Source organism: Pseudomonas ekonensis, assembly GCF_019145435.1.
Classification (GTDB): domain Bacteria; phylum Pseudomonadota; class Gammaproteobacteria; order Pseudomonadales; family Pseudomonadaceae; genus Aquipseudomonas; species Aquipseudomonas ekonensis.
In genome coordinates, this window is the sequence record NZ_JAHSTS010000002.1 from 543,519 (window position 1) to 562,759 (window position 19,241).

16 protein-coding genes and 1 other RNA gene are annotated in these 19,241 nt (G+C 66.7%); 7 read left to right on the forward strand and 10 right to left on the reverse strand.

Annotated elements, in window-relative coordinates:
- The first annotated feature begins 14 nt into the window (after window positions 1-14).
- The 4 genes from KVG96_RS15375 (at window position 15) to hemN (ending at window position 4,956) form a co-directional block, all read left to right on the forward strand.
- Window positions 15-2,465, forward strand: coding sequence for a heavy metal translocating P-type ATPase (locus KVG96_RS15375; RefSeq protein WP_217892905.1), 2,451 nt, complete (start codon window positions 15-17; stop codon window positions 2,463-2,465).
- 22 nt (window positions 2,466-2,487) lie between these two features.
- The gene (gene ccoS, locus KVG96_RS15380; RefSeq protein WP_085631377.1) at window positions 2,488-2,700 is read left to right on the forward strand and encodes a cbb3-type cytochrome oxidase assembly protein CcoS; all 213 of its coding nucleotides are present in this window, start codon (window positions 2,488-2,490) and stop codon (window positions 2,698-2,700) included.
- Window positions 2,693-3,376 carry a sulfite exporter TauE/SafE family protein gene (locus tag KVG96_RS15385; protein ID WP_217892906.1) on the forward strand — a complete coding sequence of 228 codons (684 nt, stop codon included), beginning with the start codon at window positions 2,693-2,695 and terminating at the stop codon, window positions 3,374-3,376. Before ccoS ends, KVG96_RS15385 begins: the two co-directional genes overlap by 8 nt.
- A 197-nt stretch (window positions 3,377-3,573) precedes the next feature.
- Window positions 3,574-4,956: an oxygen-independent coproporphyrinogen III oxidase gene (hemN, locus tag KVG96_RS15390; RefSeq protein ID WP_085577565.1), complete on the forward strand. Its 1,383-nt coding sequence runs from the start codon at window positions 3,574-3,576 to the stop codon at window positions 4,954-4,956.
- On the opposite strand, the gene KVG96_RS15395 is transcribed toward hemN, so the two are convergent.
- The gene (locus KVG96_RS15395; RefSeq protein ID WP_217892907.1) at window positions 4,953-5,435 is read right to left on the reverse strand and encodes a hypothetical protein; all 483 of its coding nucleotides are present in this window, start codon (window positions 5,433-5,435) and stop codon (window positions 4,953-4,955) included. The two genes, hemN and KVG96_RS15395, sit on opposite strands and share 4 nt — an antisense overlap.
- Before the next feature lie 155 nt (window positions 5,436-5,590).
- Between KVG96_RS15395 and fnr the strand changes: the two genes are divergently transcribed.
- Both fnr and KVG96_RS15405 read left to right on the forward strand, forming a co-directional pair.
- On the forward strand, window positions 5,591-6,325 hold the full coding sequence (gene fnr / locus KVG96_RS15400) for a fumarate/nitrate reduction transcriptional regulator Fnr (protein WP_085577567.1): 735 nt from the start codon (window positions 5,591-5,593) through the stop codon (window positions 6,323-6,325).
- Window positions 6,326-6,403: 78 nt separating this feature from the next.
- The gene (locus KVG96_RS15405; protein ID WP_085577568.1) at window positions 6,404-6,952 is read left to right on the forward strand and encodes an adenine phosphoribosyltransferase; all 549 of its coding nucleotides are present in this window, start codon (window positions 6,404-6,406) and stop codon (window positions 6,950-6,952) included.
- Window positions 6,953-7,034: 82 nt separating this feature from the next.
- Here KVG96_RS15405 and KVG96_RS15410 read toward each other — a convergent pair whose 3' ends face one another.
- The 4 genes from KVG96_RS15410 to dnaX form a co-directional block, all read right to left on the reverse strand.
- Window positions 7,035-8,183: an acyl-CoA dehydrogenase family protein gene (locus tag KVG96_RS15410; protein WP_217892908.1), complete on the reverse strand. Its 1,149-nt coding sequence runs from the start codon at window positions 8,181-8,183 to the stop codon at window positions 7,035-7,037.
- Window positions 8,184-8,296: 113 nt separating this feature from the next.
- Window positions 8,297-8,899: a recombination mediator RecR gene (gene recR / locus KVG96_RS15415; protein WP_085577570.1), complete on the reverse strand. Its 603-nt coding sequence runs from the start codon at window positions 8,897-8,899 to the stop codon at window positions 8,297-8,299.
- Between the two features lie 165 nt (window positions 8,900-9,064).
- The gene (locus KVG96_RS15420; protein WP_085577571.1) at window positions 9,065-9,403 is read right to left on the reverse strand and encodes a YbaB/EbfC family nucleoid-associated protein; all 339 of its coding nucleotides are present in this window, start codon (window positions 9,401-9,403) and stop codon (window positions 9,065-9,067) included.
- Window positions 9,404-9,471: 68 nt separating this feature from the next.
- Window positions 9,472-11,580, reverse strand: a complete 2,109-nt coding sequence (gene dnaX, locus KVG96_RS15425) for a DNA polymerase III subunit gamma/tau (RefSeq protein ID WP_217892909.1) — start codon at window positions 11,578-11,580, stop codon at window positions 9,472-9,474.
- Between the two features lie 145 nt (window positions 11,581-11,725).
- On the opposite strand from dnaX, the gene KVG96_RS15430 reads away from it, so the two are divergent.
- The gene (locus KVG96_RS15430) at window positions 11,726-12,475 is read left to right on the forward strand and encodes a substrate-binding periplasmic protein (protein WP_217892910.1); all 750 of its coding nucleotides are present in this window, start codon (window positions 11,726-11,728) and stop codon (window positions 12,473-12,475) included.
- Between the two features lie 274 nt (window positions 12,476-12,749).
- Here the strand turns inward: KVG96_RS15430 and KVG96_RS15435 are convergent, their stop codons facing one another.
- From KVG96_RS15435 to ligA, 5 genes are all read right to left on the reverse strand, one after another.
- Window positions 12,750-14,702 carry a hypothetical protein gene (locus KVG96_RS15435; RefSeq protein WP_217892911.1) on the reverse strand — a complete coding sequence of 651 codons (1,953 nt, stop codon included), beginning with the start codon at window positions 14,700-14,702 and terminating at the stop codon, window positions 12,750-12,752.
- A gap of 35 nt (window positions 14,703-14,737) precedes the next feature.
- Window positions 14,738-15,175, reverse strand: a complete 438-nt coding sequence (locus KVG96_RS15440; protein WP_217892912.1) for a hypothetical protein — start codon at window positions 15,173-15,175, stop codon at window positions 14,738-14,740.
- A 231-nt stretch (window positions 15,176-15,406) separates the two neighbouring features.
- Window positions 15,407-15,503: signal recognition particle sRNA small type (gene ffs, locus KVG96_RS15445), an RNA gene on the reverse strand.
- Window positions 15,504-15,614: 111 nt separating this feature from the next.
- Window positions 15,615-16,781, reverse strand: coding sequence for a zinc-binding metallopeptidase family protein (locus tag KVG96_RS15450; RefSeq protein WP_217892913.1), 1,167 nt, complete (start codon window positions 16,779-16,781; stop codon window positions 15,615-15,617).
- Window positions 16,782-16,852: 71 nt separating this feature from the next.
- Window positions 16,853-19,210, reverse strand: a complete 2,358-nt coding sequence (gene ligA / locus KVG96_RS15455; protein WP_217892914.1) for an NAD-dependent DNA ligase LigA — start codon at window positions 19,208-19,210, stop codon at window positions 16,853-16,855.
- Between the last annotated feature and the right edge of the window lie 31 nt (window positions 19,211-19,241).

Here is a 19,241-nt window from a genome sequence, read left to right on the forward strand (position 1 = left end):
AAAGACTCCACCTGATGACCACCCCACTCCCCTGCTACCACTGCGCCCTGCCCGTCCCGCCCGGCAGCCGCTTCACCGCCGTCGTGCTCGGGGAGCCCCGCGAGTTCTGCTGCCCCGGCTGCCAGGCCGTGGCCGAAGCCATCGTCGCCGGCGGGCTGGACAGCTACTACCGGCACCGCAGCGAAGCCTCGGCCAACCCCGAAGCGCTGCCGGTGCAACTGGTGGACGAGCTGGCGCTGTACGACCGCGCCGACGTGCAGCAACCGTTCGTGCGCCACGAAGGCGAGCTGGCCGAAACCACGCTGCTGATGGAAGGCATCAGTTGCGCCGCCTGCGGCTGGCTGATCGAGAAACACCTGCGCACGCTGCCGGCCGTGGCCGAAGCGCGCCTGAATCTGTCCAACCATCGCTTGCACGTGCGCTGGGCCGACGCGCAACTGCCGCTGAGCCGGATCCTCGCCGAACTGCGCCAGATCGGCTACGCCGCGCACCCGTACCAACCCGACCGCGCCAGCGAGCAACTGGCCGGCGAAAACCGCCGGGCCCTGCGCCAGCTCGGCGTCGCCGGCCTGCTGTGGTTCCAGGCGATGATGGCGACGATGGCCACCTGGCCGGAGTTCAACATCGACCTGAGCCCCGAACTGCACACCATCCTGCGCTGGGTCGCGCTGTTCCTCACCACGCCCATCGTGTTCTACAGCTGCGCGCCGTTCTTCAAGGGCGCCATGCGCGACCTGCGCACCCGCCACCTGACCATGGACGTCTCGGTGTCGCTGGCCATCGGCGCGGCCTACGTCGCCGGGATCTGGACCTCGATCACCGGGGTCGGCGAGCTGTACTTCGATGCGGTGGGCATGTTCGCCCTGTTCCTGCTCGCCGGACGCTACCTGGAGCGCCGCGCCCGGGAACGCACCGCCGCCGCCACCGCGCAACTGGTGAACCTGCTGCCGGCCTCGTGCCTGCGGCTCGACGCCGTCGGGCAGAGCGAGCGCATCCTGCTCAGCGAACTGTGCCTGGGCGACCATGTGCTGGTGCCGCCCGGCGCGGTCCTGCCGGCGGACGGCAGGATCCTGGACGGGCGCTCCAGCGTCGACGAGTCGCTGCTGACCGGCGAGTACCTGCCGCAGGCGCGCGGCGTGGGCGATGCGGTCACCGCCGGCACCCTCAATGTCGAGGGCGCGCTGACCGTGCAGGTGCAGGCCCTGGGCCAGGACACCCGACTGTCGGCCATCGTCCGCCTGCTCGACCGCGCCCAGGCCGAAAAGCCCCGGCTGGCGGAAATCGCCGACCGCGCCGCCCAATGGTTCCTGCTGCTGTCGCTGATCGCCGCAGCGGCCATCGGCTTGCTGTGGTGGGAGCTGGACGCGTCGCGGGCCTTCTGGATCGTGCTGGCGATGCTCGTCGCGACCTGCCCCTGCGCGCTGTCCCTGGCCACACCGACCGCGCTCACCGCCGCCACCGGCACCCTGCACAAGCTCGGCCTGCTGTTGACCCGCGGCCATGTGCTCGAAGGCCTCAACCAGATCGACACGGTGATCTTCGACAAGACCGGCACCCTCACCGAGGGACGCCTGATGCTGCGCGCGGTGCGCCCTCTCGGCACGCTGGACGCCGACCGCTGCCTGAGCCTCGCCGCCGCCCTGGAGAACCGCTCGGAGCACCCGATCGCCCGGGCCTTCGGCCGCGCCCCGCAGGCCGCCGAGGAAGTCCACAGCCTGCCGGGGCTGGGCCTTGAAGGCCGGGTCGGCGAACAGCGGCTGCGGATCGGCCAGGCCGGTTTCGTCTGCGGCCTGAGCGGCGCCGGCGTGCCGCCGATGCCGGACGAGCCCGGCCAATGGTTGCTGCTGGGCGACACCCAGGGGCCGCTGGCCTGGTTTGTCCTCGACGACCGCCTGCGCGCCGATGCGCCGGCCTTGCTGGCCGCGTGCAAGGCGCGGGGCTGGCGCACGCTGCTGCTGTCCGGCGACAGTTCGCCGATGGTCGCCGGCGTGGCCGCCGAACTGGGCATCGACGAGGCCCGCGGCGGCCTGCGCCCGGACGACAAGCTGCAGGTGCTGCAGCAGTTGCACAAGGAAGGCCGCAAGGTGCTGATGCTCGGCGACGGGGTCAACGACGTGCCGGTGCTGGCCGCCGCCGACATCAGCGTGGCCATGGGCTCGGCCACGGACCTGGCCAAGACCAGCGCCGACGCGGTGCTGCTGTCCAACCGTCTGGACGCCTTGGTGCAGGCCTTCACCCTGGCCCGCCGCACGCGCCGGGTGATCATCGAGAACCTGCTGTGGGCCGCCCTGTACAATGGCCTCATGTTGCCGTTCGCCGCCCTCGGCTGGATCACCCCGGTGTGGGCGGCGGTCGGCATGTCGATCAGTTCGCTGACCGTGGTGCTCAACGCCCTGCGCCTGACTCGCCTGCCCGGCGCGCCGGCCGTGCACGCCACGCCAGAAACCCGCCCGCTGCCGGCCTGAGCCGCGCGGGCATGGAGTACAGATGCCAGCTCTTTACGTAATGATCCCGGCCGCGCTGCTGATCGTGGCCATCGCCGTGTACATCTTCTTCTGGGCGGTGGACAGCGGCCAGTACGACGACCTCGACGGCCCGGCCCACAGCATCCTGTTCGACGACCAGGACCCGAACCACACCGCCGCGGTGGATGAAGCCAAGGCGACCCCGCCGGACGACAAGGCGCCGCCCCATGCTTGAGCTTGCGCCGCTGCTGGTGTCTGCGCTGATCCTCGGCCTGTTGGGCGGCGGGCATTGCCTGGGGATGTGCGGCGGACTGATGGGCGCCCTGACCCTGGCGATCCCCAAGGAACAGCGCAGCCGGCGCTTTCGCCTGCTGCTGGCCTACAACCTGGGGCGCATCCTGAGCTACGCCGCCGCCGGCCTGCTGATCGGCCTCGCCGGCTGGGCCGTGGCCAACAGCCCTGCCGCGCTGTTCATGCGGGTGCTGGCCGGGCTGCTGCTGATCGCCATGGGGCTGTACCTGGCCGGGTGGTGGAGCGGCCTGACCCGCATCGAAAGCCTCGGCCGCGGGCTGTGGCGCCATATCCAGCCTGTGGCCAACCGGTTGCTGCCGGTATCGAGCCTGCCCCGCGCCCTGCTGCTCGGGGCGCTGTGGGGCTGGCTGCCCTGCGGGCTGGTCTACAGCACCCTGCTGTGGTCGGCCAGCCAAGGCAACGCGCTGGACAGCGCACTGCTGATGCTCGCGTTCGGGCTCGGCACCTGGCCGGTGCTGCTGGCCACCGGGCTGGCCGCCGAACGGATCACGGCGCTGCTGCGCCGACGCAGCGTGCGCATGGCGGGCGGCGTGCTGGTGCTGCTGTTCGGCCTCTGGACCCTGCCCGGACCGCACCAGCACTGGCTGATGGGCCACTAGGGTCTGTGTGAAAAGTCTTGAGACGAAGGTCAGGCGAGGCTGTTTTCAACGCAGCATCACCGAGTATCAAGGCTTTTCGCACAGAGTCTAAGTTCCCTCGCCACAGGTTCCGACCGGCTTTGATGCAAATCAAGATGCCCCCTCGCCGTCTCCCCTAGACTCGCCGACACTGCCAGCCTATCCGGGGGAATGCCCGCATGCTCGACGCCATTCGTTGGGACACCGATTTGATCCGCCGCTACGACCTGGCGGGGCCGCGCTACACCTCGTACCCGACGGCCGTGCAATTCAACAGTCAGGTCGGCACCTTCGACCTGTTCCACGCCCTGCGCGACAGCCGCAAGGCCCTGCGCCCGTTGTCGCTGTATGTGCACGTGCCGTTCTGCGCGAACATCTGCTACTACTGCGCCTGCAACAAAGTCATCACCAAGGACCGCGGCCGCGCGCTGCCCTACCTGCAACGCCTGGAGCAGGAAATCCAGCTGATCGCCTGCCACCTCGACCCTGCGCAGAAGGTCGAGCAGTTGCACTTCGGCGGCGGCACCCCGACTTTCCTCAGCCATGACGAGCTGCGCCAACTGATGGCGCACCTGCGCAAGCACTTCAACCTGCTGGACGACGATTCCGGCGACTACGGCATCGAGATCGACCCCCGCGAAGCCGACTGGTCGACCATGGGCCTTTTGCGCGAACTGGGCTTCAACCGGGTCAGCATCGGCCTGCAGGACCTCGACCCGGCCGTGCAGCGGGCGGTCAACCGCCTGCAGAGCCTGGAGGAAACCCGTGCGGTGATCGATGCGGCGCGCACCCTGCAATTCCGCTCGATCAACATCGACCTGATCTACGGCCTGCCGAAGCAGACGCCGGACAACTTCGCCCGCACCGTCGAGGAAGTCATCCACCTGCAACCGGATCGGCTCTCGGTGTTCAACTACGCGCACCTGCCGGAACGCTTCATGCCCCAGCGACGAATCAACGGCAACGAACTGCCGAGCCCGGCGCAGAAACTGGAGATGCTGCAACGCAGCATCGAGCAACTGACCGCCGCCGGTTACCGCTACATCGGCATGGACCACTTCGCCCTGCCCGACGACGAACTGGCGGTGGCCCAGGAAGAATCGACCCTGCAGCGCAACTTTCAGGGCTACACCACCCACGGCCATTGCGACCTGATCGGCCTGGGCGTCTCGGCGATCAGCCAGGTGGGCGATCTGTACTGCCAGAACAGCAGCGACCTGAACCAGTACCAGAACACCCTGGCCGGCGCCCAGCTGGCCACCAGCCGCGGCCTGGTCTGCAACGCCGACGACCGCCTGCGCCGGGCGGTGATCCAGCAGTTGATCTGCAATTTCAGCCTGGACTTCGCCGACATCGAACGTGCCTTCAACATCGACTTCCAAGGCTACTTCGGCGCGCTCTGGCCGCAATTGCAGGACATGGCCCGGGACGGCCTGATCGAGCTGGACAGCGAGCGGATCAACGTGCTGCCCGCTGGCCGCCTGCTGGTGCGTTCGGTGTGCATGGTGTTCGACGCGTACCTGGAGCAGCAGAACCGCCAGCGCTTTTCCCGGGTGATCTAGTCCTTCGTCAGCAGCGAGGCGGTCTTCATGTTCTGCTCCGGGGTCAGGCCCGACTGGTTCACGACCTTGGCCAGGGACAGATTGGCAGTGATCAGGCCATTGTTGAGGGCGGCGATGGCGCCCTTGAGCGCGGCGATCCTGGCGGTCCGCTCTTCGTTGGAGAGGGTCCTGTCGGCCATCACGGCGTTGATGCGTGCATTCTTTTCGGCGATCTGCTGCCGAAACTTGCGGATCATCTTCAGCAACTGCTGGACGTCCTCCGGCAAGCCGCTGCTTTCGATGTCACGGTTGTCGCCGCCGGCGCCGGCGGATTTCTCGATCGCCGCGCCGGACAGCGACACTTTGACGCTCTCGACCAAAGTCGGGGTTGCCGACTGCGCCGATCCGGTTTCCGGCTCGGCGCCGGCGGAGTCTCTGACACCTTCCGGCAACGGCGCCACGCCGCTGCTGCCGGGGTTCAACGTGCCAATGGCGGCCATCGGAACGGTTCCTTGCATGCCTTCTGATGGCAGGTTATCGGCCACCGTCCCAAGGGCTTTACATCCTTGGGGCAGTCTCGCCACAGGCTGGCCTGAAGGTCCTGTGCTGAGTTACCCTTACGCCTTATGTGTGTTTTCCCACAAGGATCAAAGAAATGTCCGAGCCAGTTAAACTGCGCGCTCACAACCAGGCCCATTGCAAGGACTGCAGCCTGGCCCCTCTCTGCCTGCCACTTTCTCTGAATCTGGAAGACATGGATGCGCTGGACGAAATCGTCAAACGCGGCCGTCCGCTGAAAAAGGGCGAGTTCCTGTTCCGCCAGGGCGACGTGTTCGATTCCGTCTTTGCAGTACGCTCCGGCGCCCTGAAGACCTTCAGCCTGAGCGACACCGGCGAAGAGCAACTGACCGGCTTCCACCTGCCCAGCGAACTGGTCGGCCTGTCCGGCATGGACACCGAGAAGCACCCGGTGTCCGCCCAGGCCCTGGAAACCACGTCGGTCTGTGAGATCCCGTTCGAGCGCCTCGACGAACTGGCCCTGCAACTGCCGCAACTGCGCCGCCAACTGATGCGGGTGATGAGCCGCGAGATCCGCGACGACCAGCAGATGATGCTGCTCCTGTCGAAGAAGACCGCCGACGAGCGCATCGCCACGTTCCTGGTCAACCTGTCGGCCCGTTTCCGCGCCCGCGGCTTCTCGGCCAACCAGTTCCGCCTGAGCATGTCGCGCAACGAGATCGGCAACTACCTGGGCCTGGCGGTGGAAACCGTGTCCCGGGTCTTCACCCGCTTCCAGCAGAACGAACTGATCGCCGCCGAAGGCAAGGAAATCCACATCCTCGACCCGATCCAGCTGTGTGCGCTGGCCGGCGGTTCCATCGAAGGCTGATCTCGACCCGCGGCCGAGCGAACCGTTTCAGCCGCGGGTATACTGCGCCGTTTGCAACCCTGCCAGGACACCTCGACGATGCCCTTCGATTCCTTCGACATCAAATCCCTGATCCGCCCCGTGATCGACTTTCCGAAACCGGGCGTGATCTTTCGCGACATCACCCCGCTGTTCCAGTCCCCTACCGCCCTGCGCCAGGTGATGGACAGCTTCGCCCACCGCTATGTGGAAGCCGACTTCACCCACATCGGGGCGATGGACGCGCGCGGGTTCCTGATCGGTTCGGTGCTGGCCTACCAGCTGAACAAGCCGCTGGTGCTGTTCCGCAAGCAAGGCAAGCTGCCGGCCGACGTGCTGGCCGAAGGCTACGCGACCGAGTACGGCGAGGCGTTCCTGGAAGTGCACGCCGACAGCCTGTGCGAAGGCGATTCGGTGGTGATGTTCGATGACCTGATCGCCACCGGCGGCACCCTGATCGCGGCGGCCAACCTGATCCGCCGCATGGGCGCCCGGGTGCACGAGGCGGCGGCGATCATCGACCTGCCGGAGCTGGGCGGCTCCCAGCGCTTGCAGGACATGGGGATTCCTACGTTCTGCCTGACCCGGTTTGCCCTGACCGACAAGTAAGCGGCGCCCGTTCGGCCGCCATCGCCGGCAGGCTGGCTCCTGCAGGGGGGATTGTGTTCCCCCTTGTTGCAGCACCGCGGCCTCAAAGCCCCATCTGCTTGCCGATGATCTCGTTCATCACTTCCCGCGTCCCGCCGCCGATGGACAGGATCCGGTTGTCCCGGTACAGCCGCTCCACCCGGCTCTCGCGCATGTAGCCCAGGCCGCCGAGGATCTGCACGGCTTCGGTGGTGATGCGGTCCGAGGTGTCCGTGGCGAAGTTCTTGGCCATGGAGATCTCCTTGATCACGCTTTGCCCCGCCGCCATCTTCGCCGCCTGCCGGTAAGTGAACTCCCGCGACACCTCCAGCGCCGTGGCCATTTCGGCCAGTTTGTGCCGGATCACCTGGAACTTGCCGATGGGCTTGCCGAACGCCTCACGCTCCCGGGCCCAGGCCAGGCTGTCCTCCAGGGCCATTTGCGAGGTCATGTTGGCCATCAGCGCCAAGGCCAGGCGTTCGCTCTGGAAGTTGCCCATGATGCAGGCGAAACCCATGTTCTCGGCCCCGATCAGGTTGCCCACCGGCACGGGGCAATCGTCAAAGAACAGTTCAGCGGTGTCCGACGCCCACCAGCCCATCTTCTTCAGTTGCCGGCCCACGGTGAAACCCGGTGTGCCCTTCTCGATCATCAGCAGGCTGATGCCGCCGAAGCCCGGCGCGCCGGTGCGCACCGCGACGGTGTAGACATCGGCGCGCACGCCGCTGGTGATGAAGGTCTTGCTGCCGCTGACCCGGTAGACGTCCCCGTCGCGCACGGCGCGGGTCTGCAGGTTGGCGACGTCGGATCCGCCGCCGGGTTCGGTGACGGCCAGCGCGCTGATCCTCTCGCCGCTGAGCACCGCCGGCACCACGCGGTCACGCACTTGGGGCCTAGCCCACTTGAGGATCGGCGGCAAACCGATGTCCAGCGAGCCGAGGCCCGCCACCAGGCCGCCGGAACCGCAGCGCATCAACTCTTCGCTGGCGGCGATCTTGGCGAACAGATCGCCTTCGTGGCTGCCGCCCAGCGCCTGCGGGTAGCCGATGCCGAGGATGCCGGCGGCGCCGGCCTTCAGGTAAAGCTCACGGGGGAAGGTTTCGGCTTCTTCCCACGCATCGATGTCGGGCAGGATCTCGCGCTCGACGAAACGTCTGACGCTGTCGCGGATCATCTGGTGGCTGGGGTCGAAGTATTCCTGGAAGGCGGGCATCGGCGAACTCCATGGAAAGGTTCGCCGACGTTAACCGAGCGCTTGCTTGGTTTTCAACAGGATTGTGTATGGGTCAGGTCGATCGAGGGGGGGCCGAAACCGACAGCGGCCCCTCAGAGGGAAATCGGCTTGCGTCCGGCGAACGAGTGGGCCAGCGTCCCGCCGTCCACCAGCTCCAGTTCGCCGCCCAGCGGCACGCCATGGGCGATGCGCGAGGCGACCAGGCCCTTGTTGTGCAGCAGCTGGGCGATGTAGTGCGCCGTGGCCTCGCCTTCCACCGTCGGGTTGGTGGCGAGAATGACTTCGGTGAAGGTGCCGGCCTCTTCGATGCGTGCCATCAGTTGGGGGATGCCGATGGCCTCAGGGCCCAGGCCGTCCAGCGGCGACAGGTGCCCCTTGAGCACGAAGTAGCGTCCGCGGAACCCGGTCTGCTCGACCGCGTAGACATCCATCGGCCCCTCCACCACGCACAGCAGCGTGTCGTCGCGGCGCGGATCGGCGCATTGCGGGCACAGATCGTCCTCGGTCAGCGTGCGGCACTGGCGGCAATGTCCGACCCCTTCCATGGCCTGGCTCAGCGCCTGGGCCAGACGCGTACCGCCGCTGCGGTCGCGTTCGAGCAACTGCAGCGCCATGCGCTGGGCAGTTTTCTGACCCACTCCCGGCAAGGTTCGCAGGGCGTCGATCAGTTGGCGAATCAAAGGGCTGAAGCTCATGGGGAAAAAGTCCGACAAAACAACGAGACGCGGTTTATACCCGCGCCTCCGGACAGCGTCAATTGTCCGGCCCTGCCGGCCCGGGACGCCTCTTGAAGGCGGCACCTGCAAAAATGCCAGGCAAGCGCCTGGCATTTTCGTGTTCCGTCCGATGCGCGAAGCCGATCAGAACGGCAGTTTCATGCCCGGCGGCAGTTGCATGCCGGCCGTCATGCTGCCCATCTTTTCCTGGCTGTTGGCTTCGATCTTGCGCACGGCGTCGTTGACGGCGGCGGCCACCAGGTCTTCGATCACTTCGCGGTCGTCATCGTCCAGGCCCGGCAGCAGGCTCGGGTCGATGCTGACGCGCTTGAGGTCGTGACGGCCGGTCATGACCACGCTCACCATGTCGCCGCCCGCCTTGCCGGTGACTTCGGCGTTGGCCAGCTCTTCCTGCATCTTGGCCATTTTTTCCTGCATCTGCTGCGCCTGCTTCATCAGGCCGGCCATGCCACCTTTCATCATGGGAATCACCTCAAAAAGTACTTGGATCAAAACGGCGCCCGGCGTTCGCGGCCCGGCGCCTTCAGTGGTTAGCCCTGGGCGACCAGGGCATCGACAGGTTCAATAGTATCGTGCCGCACGACCGCGCCGAACTGCTGCACCATCTGCTGGATGAACGGATCGCCGTGAATCGACTCCTCCGCCTCGCGCTGGCGGTCGGCGCGGCGCCGGGACGCGGCCTGGGCCGGCGTTTCCTGCTCAGGCTTGATCAGCTCGATGGACAGGCTCAGCGTGCGCCCGTGGTACTGGTTCAGCGCATCGTTGAGCCGGCGCTGCTGGGTGGCGTTGAACAGTGCGCTGTGGGCCGGGTCCAGGTGCAGCAGCCAATGGTCGCCGTCGACCGCGATCAGCGTGCAGTTGGCGGCGATGCTGCCGGTCATGCCGGAGACCGGCAATTTCGGGAACAGCTCCAGCCATTGCAGGGCCAGGCCGGTGGCCGGCGCCGCAGCGGGTTCAGGCTCGGGCTCCGGCGCAGGTTCAGCGGCGTGTTCGCTGGCCAGGTCGTCGAGGTAACTGTAGGCCGAATCCATGTCCGGCTCGATGTAGTCCTCGTCCAGCGGCGGTTCGTCGTCGGCGTCCATGCCGGGGGTCGCGGCATCGACATCGGCCATGGACGGCTCGGGAATCGCCGCCGAGGCCCACTCCGGCGCGTCCGGCACCACGCTATCCGGGGGCGGCGACAGCACCGGCGGCAGGTCCGGCTGCTCGGCGACGGTGTCCAGCATCGGCTCGACGGCCGGCTGCTGCACCGGGATCGCGTCCACCGGGTCGTTCCACGGCAGGTCGACGACCGGCTCGGGTTCGGCGACGGGTTCCGGTGCGGGTTCCGCTGCTGGAGCGGCCTGGACAGGCTCCGGTTCCGGCACAGGCGCAGGTGCGGGCTCAGGCGCAACGGCCGCAGGCTCCGGGGCCGGCTCCGGGGCTGGCTCAGGAGCGGGGGCAACCGCCGCCACCGGAGCGATCTTCGGCGCGGCAGCCACTGCGTTCGCGGAATCAACTGTGGCCTGGCTGATCCCCACCGGCTTTAGCGTTTGCCTCGGGGCGTCCGTCGCGTCGGCGGGCCGGAAGGCCAGCATCCGCAACAGCACCATCTCGAAACCGCCGCGCGGATCCGGCGCCAGCGGCAGGTCGCGGCGGCCGATCAGGCCCATCTGGTAATAGAACTGCACGTCTTCGGCAGGCAGCGCCCGGGCCAGCGCCAGCACCCGGTCACGGTCGCCATGGCCGTTGTCGACGCCCTCCGGCAGCGCCTGGGCGATGGCCACGCGGTGCAGCACGTTGAGCATCTCCGAGAGCACGCCGTTCCAGTCAGGCCCTTGCTCGGCCAGATGGCGCACGGCTTCGAGCAAGGCCTTGGCATCGCCCTCGATCAACGCATGCAGCACGTCGTAGACCTGGCCGTGATCCAGCGTGCCGAGCATTGCCCGCACATCGGCGGCCAGCACCTTGCCTTCACCGAAGGCGATGGCCTGGTCGGTCAGGCTCATGGCGTCGCGCATCGAGCCGTCCGCCGCGCGGCCCAGCAGCCACAGGGCGTCGTCCTCGAACGGCACGTTTTCGGCGCCGAGCACGTGGGTCAGGTGCTCGACAACCCGCTCCGGGGTCATGTTCTTCAGGGAGAACTGCAGGCAGCGCGACAGAATCGTTGCCGGAAGTTTCTGCGGATCGGTGGTCGCCAGGATGAACTTGACGTAGGGCGGCGGCTCTTCGAGCGTCTTCAGCAACGCGTTGAACGAGTGGCTGGAGAGCATGTGCACTTCGTCGATCAGGTAGACCTTGAAGCGCCCGCGGCTCGGGGCGTACTGCACGTTGTCGAGCAGCTCGCGGGTGTCTTCGACCTTGGTGCGGCTTGCGGCGTCGATCTCGATCAGGTCGACGAAACGGCCTTCGTCGATCTCGCGGCACACCGAACACTCGCCGCAGGGGCTGGATGTGATGCCTGTCTCACAGTTCAGGCATTTGGCGATGATCCGCGCAATGGTGGTCTTGCCCACCCCGCGGGTGCCGGTGAACAGGTAGGCGTGGTGCAGCCGCTGGCTGTCCAAGGCATTGATCAGAGCCTTGAGCACATGGGTCTGGCCGACCATTTCGCGGAACGAGCGCGGACGCCATTTACGTGCAAGAACCTGATAACTCATCGAAAACCGTCGCGGCAAAGGAAGCAGAAGCGGCTAATGCTAGCGGAGCAAGGGCAAAATTGCATCCGGTGTCCTCGCCTAATCTGGCTAAGCTGCATGGTCAGAGGCGTTTATCGGTTCGGGATCGGGAATGACCGGAGCGTTTATGCGGTGGGCCGTGGGGGCAATGCTGGGGATCAGCCTTAACGCGATGGCGTCGGATGCGCCGCTGCGCTTCGTCGTCGCCGACAGCTGGGCGATGCCGATGGTGCAGCTCGAACGCGGCCGGCCGACCCAGGGCATCCTGTACGACATGATGCTCAGCCTGGCGACCCAGGTCGGCGTGCCGGCGCAATTTCACGTGCTGCCCCGCACCCGGGTGCAGAACGCCATGGAGCACGGTGAGGTCGACGTGCGTTGCTATGCCGCGCAGTCCTGGCTGCCCAACCAGTCCGGCGACTACCTCTGGAGCGTACCGCTGCTGTTCCAGCGCGACCTGCTGATCAGCCTCCAGGGCCTGCCCGCCAGCATCGACCCCGCTGGCCTTGCGCACCAACCCGTCGGCACGGTGCTGGGCTACACCTACCCCACCCTGCAACCGCTGTTCGACAGCGGCCGCCTGCAACGCGAAGACGCACGCAACCAGGAGCAGGTGCTGGAGAAGCTCATCGCCGGGCGCTACCGCTACGCCGTGAGCAACCAATGGACCCTGGACTGGTTCAACCAGCGCCTGCTGCCGGGTCAGCAACTGCAAGGGGTGGCGGTGCTGCAGGAGCAGAATGTCGGCTGCTACGTGAGGAACGATCCGCAGGTGCCGGCGCAACGGATCCTGCGCACGCTGTTGAAGATGAAAATGTCGGGGGAGATCGATGACATCATCCGGCTCTACACCGGCACGCCTGAAAGCCCCAAATGATCCCGTAGAAGCACCGGCAGGAGCTTGCCTGCAAGCGATCAGGCCGGCACTGCCAACATCTGTGGTGACTGAACTGCCGCCATCGCCGGCAAGCCGGCTCCCACAGGTGTCCCTAGTGTCCGCAGGCCCCCTGCGCAAGGCAAAAAACCGAGGGAGCTGGATGGCCTGCGATGAGGCCGGCACAACCGGCATCACGGCGCCTGCGCCATCGCCATCGCCATCGCCATCGCCATCGCCAGCAAGCTCCCCCACAGGGGCCCTTTGGCGATCCCGGTCAGTAACCCTGCCGCTCCCGGAACGGCCGGCCCTTGTGGTATTCGACCCATTCGACGGCATCGAACGGCAGGTAGAGCTGCTGCCTGGCGCGGGACACGGCGATGTACACGGCGCAGATCCGGTGGTCGAATTCGTCGGCGTCCCTGAACGTCTCGGTGGTGAGCAGTTCGGGCGTCAACAGAACCCGGTCGAACTCCATGCCACCCGCCTCCTCCGCCCGCATCAGCAGGCAACGCTTGCCCGCAATGCCGGCCATCAGGTGGATGCGGTTCAGGTCGGCCACCGTCAGGCCCTTTTCCAGTCTGGCCTCGACCCACAGGAACGCCCCGTCGAACCGGTTGGCCTCACGCACCTGCCGCCAGTCGGACAGGTCGCTGAACTCCGGATGCAGCGCGCCTTCGCGCAATCCGCCGCCGTAGCGTTCGGACCTGAACAGTTCGATGGCCGACGTCATGAACCCCGTCTGCGCCGCCGCGTCCGCAAAACTGAACGGGCAGTTGGTGTCGAGCAGTTCCAGGGCCCACTTCATGGTGTCCCAGCGGGACGCCGTCAGCACCACGCAGCCTTCAGGCGGCACAAAGCCTTGCGGGTAATGTTCGATGCCGACATCGGCGTCGCGGGCGCCTTCAAAGGGCACCTTGCTCTTTTGCGAGTGCAGCGAGATCAACGGGTTGACCAGGCGCTCGACGTTACGGCCCGAACGCACGGAGCAGTTGATGTCGCTGTGGCGCACTTCACGTTTTCTTTTGACCCTGTCGCGGCTGGCGTGCTGGTACTCATCCCCCAGCGTGATCAGCACCTGCCGGCCCCGCTCGAGCATCTGCAGCAGCGAGGCGGGCAGATCCTGGCTTTCGTCGATCAGCACATGCGTATAACGGTCGGGCACCCGGCAGCCCGCGAGGCTCGCCCGCTTGATCAGCAGCAGCGCCTCGAAGCCGGTCTGGCCGGCCCACGCCGGATCGGCCTGCAGATAGCCCCACAGCCGACTCGAATACTCGAGCAGCACGTTGGCCTCCAGGCCGGTCAACGGCGTCCTGAACACGGGGAAATGCCTGCTCGACAGGCTGCGATCCTGTGAGCCGCAGTAGGTTTCAACCACCTTGAGGCAAAGGTCCAGGGTCGCCTGAGCATCACGGGCCCTGAAACCGAGGATGTTCAACGCCTCGCACAGCGCTTGCCGGCCCGGCGCTGCCGAACGCTTGCCCGCCGGCCGGGAAACCGGCTCATGCAACAGGTTGCGCGCAAACCCCTCAAAGGTGGCGCAGGCGCTGCCCATCCGCCCCTGGCCTGCCCGCTCGCGCAGGGTCGCCAGCTTCTCGGCGGTACGCGCCAGCACCAGCGTGCCGCCCGGCCGCAGGCACTCCATCAGGGCGCCCAGCACGTGGCTCTTGCCGATGCCGGCGTAGCCCTGCACGTGCAGGTCTTCATCCAGGTTGGCGCGGAAGGTCCGGACCAGCTTGTCTTGCGCGGGGCTCAGCCAGCGCTCGCGGTGCCGGGGCGTCACTATCTGCTGGCTGAACGGGTTGTTGGCGGTGAAATGGCGGATCCTGAACCCGGTATCCCATTGCCCGTCGGGCAGCAGGTAACGCTTCGCCGCCACGTCGTCGGCCGGCAGGAGGCGCAGCCCCAAGCCTTTTATGACGTTCAGGCCGAAGTACAGCTTGCGCGGGTCGAACAGCCGTTGCGCCTCCGCCAGCAAGCCCGCACCGCCGCCGGACCGCGCCTCGACGGACCAGGCGATCAGCCTGGCCAGCACCGCTTGCGCCGCACCGGCGGTCAGCTCCTGCTGCGCCGCTTGCGCCAGGTTCTGGATGACCAGCACCGCCGCCAGCTCCGGATCCGTCAGGTTGCCGAGCAGCGTGGCGCCGTCCGCCTGCAGCAGCCCTGTGCAGGTGTCATCGGTGACCGGCAAGTACACGGGGCTGGACAGATCAACGTGTTCCGGGTGCATACGCTCTCGTCGCCGGCAGAAGACAGGTCACGGGATCACTCATCGGCGACCCCGTCGTTGAGGTGAAGCTCGAAACGATAGTCGCCGAGGGTGCCCGACATGCTGCCGGGGCGCACTCCCGGTGCCTGCACGGGTGCCACGGCGTTGGCCTGAATCTGCTTCTGCAGCTCGTGGACGGCCAGGTCGAGCAGGCGGCTCAAGTCCTCGCCGCTGTGCGCAGCGACATGGAGTTGCAGGCTGAACCCACCGTCTGCCGGCTGCGGCGAACCGGCCCGGGACGCCTCGTCGGCAGCAGCGCCGGCCTCCGGTTCATGGCCGGCCGCGCCGCTGAGGATCGCGGCATGCTCTTCATCCATCAAATCCAGCACCTGCGCCAGCTCCAGCGTCTCCTCGGGGTGCGACTGCATCCGCTCCTTGATCTCCAGGCGACGGAACTGCCAGTCGCGGATCCGTTCTCGGATCAAGTCATCCATTTCGTCCGCTCCACTTTCTCGATGACAGGTGCTGGAGTATGCCACCCCCGTCCTCGACGCAGGCACGGGAACCTGATTGGAAATGTTTACGCCAGGATGACGCCTTTGCGGGCAGGCCCGTTGCCGCACAGGATCGGGGCCAGGCAGGCAAATCGCAGACACAAAAAAACCGCAGTGGGCGAAACCCATGCAGTTCGGTGTTGACTCGTTCGATGTTCGTTAAGGTGGCAACCCTACCAGCCACACCCCGGCACACAATGTTCCCGCTGTGGCTGCTGCCTTCCGGCTCTGACCAGGTTCACGGGTAATCGTTGCGGGGGGACCGATAGGGTCACCATAACGACGCTCACCTGTCGGCGAGCCGCGCCATTGTACCTATCTGAGGCGAAGTTACAACCGCTGGTTGCAGATTAAAAACATGAAGGGGTTCAAGCACTTGCTATTGCGCCTGAAGCACTTCGTCCGCCCTGCCGCCCGCCTGCTGGATCACCAGGTGGATGAAATGCAGCTTGGCGATGACCGCCGCCGGCAGCGCGAAGGGATAGAAGTCCGGTTGGCCCATGCTGCGCGACAGTTCGTTGAGCATCCCCGCCAGCTCGATCCAGGCGTTGACGAACGAGAGGAACGCCGGCCCTTCGGGATGCTCCGGGTCATACAGCACGCTGGCCGGGAACGGCGGATAGTCCAGTTCCACCTCCCGCGCACTCATGCCGAAGCCCAGCGCGGTGTCGACGGCGTCCATCATGTGCAGGTAGTGCGCCCAGGTTTCCGCCCAGTCTTCCCACGGGTGCATGGTGGCGTAGGCGCTGACGTGGCTCTGCTGCCAGTCCGCCGGGGCGCCTTCCCGATAGTGCCGCTCCAGCGCTTCGGCGTAAGGGGCCCGCTCGTCGCCGAACAGGCTGCGGAACGCCCCGAGCCAGGGCCCGTTGAAGACCAGGCGATCCCAGTAGTAGTGCCCGACTTCGTGGCGCAAGTGCCCGAGCAGCGTGCGGTAGGGCTCGTGCATCGCCGCCCGCACCTGTTCGCGGTGGGCGTCGTCGGCTTCCTTGATGTCGAGAGTGATCAGACCGTTGGCGTGGCCGGTGACGGGCGCGTTGCCCTCGCGGTCGACGCCGATGAAGTCGAAGGCCAGGCCGGCGTCTTCATCCACGGTCTTGGGGATCACCGGCAGGCCGAGGCTGATCAATTGCGCCACCAGCCGCCGTTTGGCGATCTCCACCTTGCGCCAGCGTTCGGGGTTCTGCGCATCGGACAAGTCCGGAACGGTGCGGTTGAGCCGGCACGCCGCGCACAGGGCGTCGTCGCCGATGGCCGGCAGCAGCCAGTTGCAGGCGGCGGGCGTGTCGAGGTTGGCGCAGCGGCGGAACAGGCCGGCGTCAGGGGCCGCGTCCAGCGTCCAGGTGCCCTGCTCCGGCCCCGGCTGCAGCGAGGTCAGCAGCGCCCGGTCCGGCTGGTAGCCGAGCACCGCGCCGCACGTCAGGCACTGGCTGTTGCGGAAAAACAGCGACTGGCCGCAACGGCACGGCCAGACTTTGCTGCTGCGCGAAGGTTCGCCCGCAAACGGCGCAATGAGACGGGAACCGAGCTGCTCGAAGAAGCGGTACATGGCGATCTCTCCCTGGGGTTAGCCAAGACTAGATCATTGCGGCGCCTTGACCGTTCCCGCAGGACACTCGATCAAACAGCGATGCCGTGCCCCTTCAGGAACCCCACGAACGCCTCTTCGTCCAGCACCTTGAGCCCCAGTTCGTTGGCCTTGGCCAGCTTCGAGCCAGCGCCGGGGCCGGCGACCACGCAGTGGGTCTTGGCCGACACGGAGCCGGCGACCTTGGCGCCGAGGCTTTCGAGCTTTTCCTTGGCGATGTCGCGGCTCATCAGCTCCAGCGTGCCGGTCAGCACCCAGGTCTGGCCGGCCAGCGGCAGGCCTTCGACGACTTTCTTTTCGCTCTGCCAGTGCATGCCGAAATCGCGCAATTGCCGCTCGGCGGACTCGGCCAACTGACGGTGCTCCGACAGCGCGAAGAACTCGCGGACCGAATTGGCCTGCTTTTCCGGCAAGGCCTGGCGCATGTCCAGCCAGTCGGCGTTCATCACCCCTTCGAGCGAACCGAACTTGTCCGCCAGCTTCTGCGCCCCGCCAGGGCCGACCGACGGAATGTGCAGTTTGTCGAGCAAGCCGCCCAGCGTGGTGCTGGCGGCGAGTTCCGCCCCCAACTCGCCCTGATCCTGAATCTGCAGGCCATGGCCCAGCAGTTCGCCGATCACCTGACGGTTGTGGTCGTCCTCGAAGAAACTGTGGATTTCGTGCGCCACTTCCAGGCCGATGTCCGGCAGGTAGGTCAGCACCTGCGGCAAGGCCTGCTGCACGCGCTCAAGGGAACCCAGCGAACGCGCCAGCACCTTGGCCGTTTCCTCGCCGACGTCCGGGATGCCGAGCGCATAGATGAAGCGCGCCAGCCCCGGTTTCTTGCTGTCCTCGATGGCGGCCAGCAGCTTGTTGCTCGACACCTCGGCGAAGCCTTCCAGATCGACGATGTCGTCGAACTTGAGCGCGTAGAGATCGGCCGGCGAACTCACCAGCCCTTCGTCCACCAACTGTTCGACGCTCTTGTCGCCCAGCCCTTCGATGTCCATGGCGCGACGGGACACGAAGTGGATGATCGCCTGCTTGAGCTGCGCCCCGCAGGCCAGCCGCCCGACGCAACGGTACACCGCGCCTTCGCTGACGGTTTCGCGGCCCTTGCTGCGCTTGACCAGTTGCGTACGCTCGACATGGGAACCGCAGACCGGGCAGCTTTCGGGGATCTGCACCGGCCGCGCATCGTCGGGACGGCGCTCGGCGACGACCTGCACCACCTGCGGGATCACGTCGCCGGCGCGGCGGATGATCACGGTGTCGCCGATCATCAGGCCCAGGCGGGCCACTTCGTCCATGTTGTGCAGCGTGGCGTTGGCCACGGTGACGCCAGCCACCTTGACCGGCTTGAGGCGCGCCACCGGCGTGACGGCGCCGGTGCGGCCGACCTGGAATTCCACGTCGAGCAGTTCGGTGAGCTCTTCCATGGCCGGAAACTTGTGGGCGATCGCCCAGCGCGGCTCCCGTGCGCGGAAACCCAGCTCGCGCTGGTCGGCGATGCTGTTGACCTTGAACACCACGCCGTCGATCTCGTAGGCCAGCCCGTTGCGCCGCTCGCCGATGTCACGGTAGTAGTCCAGGCACTGATCGATGCCCTTGGCCAGTTTCAACTCGTGGCTGATCGGCATGCCCCAGGCCTGGAGCTGCTTGAGGTTGCCGATGTGGGTGTCGGCGATATCGTGGGACACCTGGCCGATGCCATAGCAGCAGAACTCCAGCGGACGGTTGGCGGTGATCTTCGAATCGAGCTGGCGCAGGCTGCCGGCGGCGGCGTTGCGCGGGTTGGCGAAAGTCTTGCCGCCGCTCTCCAGCTGAGATTCGTTGAGGCGCTCGAAACCGGCCTTGGACATGAACACTTCGCCGCGCACTTCCAGGGTCGCCGGCCAGCCGCTGCCGTGCAGCTTCAGCGGGATGTTGCGCACGGTGCGCACATTGACGCTGATGTCTTCGCCGGTGGTGCCGTCGCCACGGGTCGCGCCGCGCACCAGCAAACCGTCCTGGTACAGCAGGCTGACGGCCAGACCGTCGAGCTTCGGCTCGCAGCTGTATTCCACCGCCGCCCCGCCGCCGAACAGGTCGCCGGCCGGCAAGTCCAGGCCTTCGGTCACCCGCCGGTCGAACTCGCGCATGTCGGTCTCTTCGAAGGCGTTGCCGAGGCTGAGCATCGGCACTTCATGGCGCACCTGGGTGAATGCCGTCAGCGCCACGCTGCCGACGCGCTGGGTCGGCGAGTCGCTGGTGACCAGTTCCGGATGGGCCGCTTCCAGGGCCTTGAGCTCGTGGAACAGCCGGTCGTATTCGGCGTCCGGAATGCTCGGCTCGTCGAGGACGTGGTAACGGTAGTTGTGCTGATCTAGCTCGGCGCGCAGCTCTAGAATGCGGGTTTCGACGGCAGTCATGGGTGTTCTCTCATAAAGCAAAAGAGCAGCC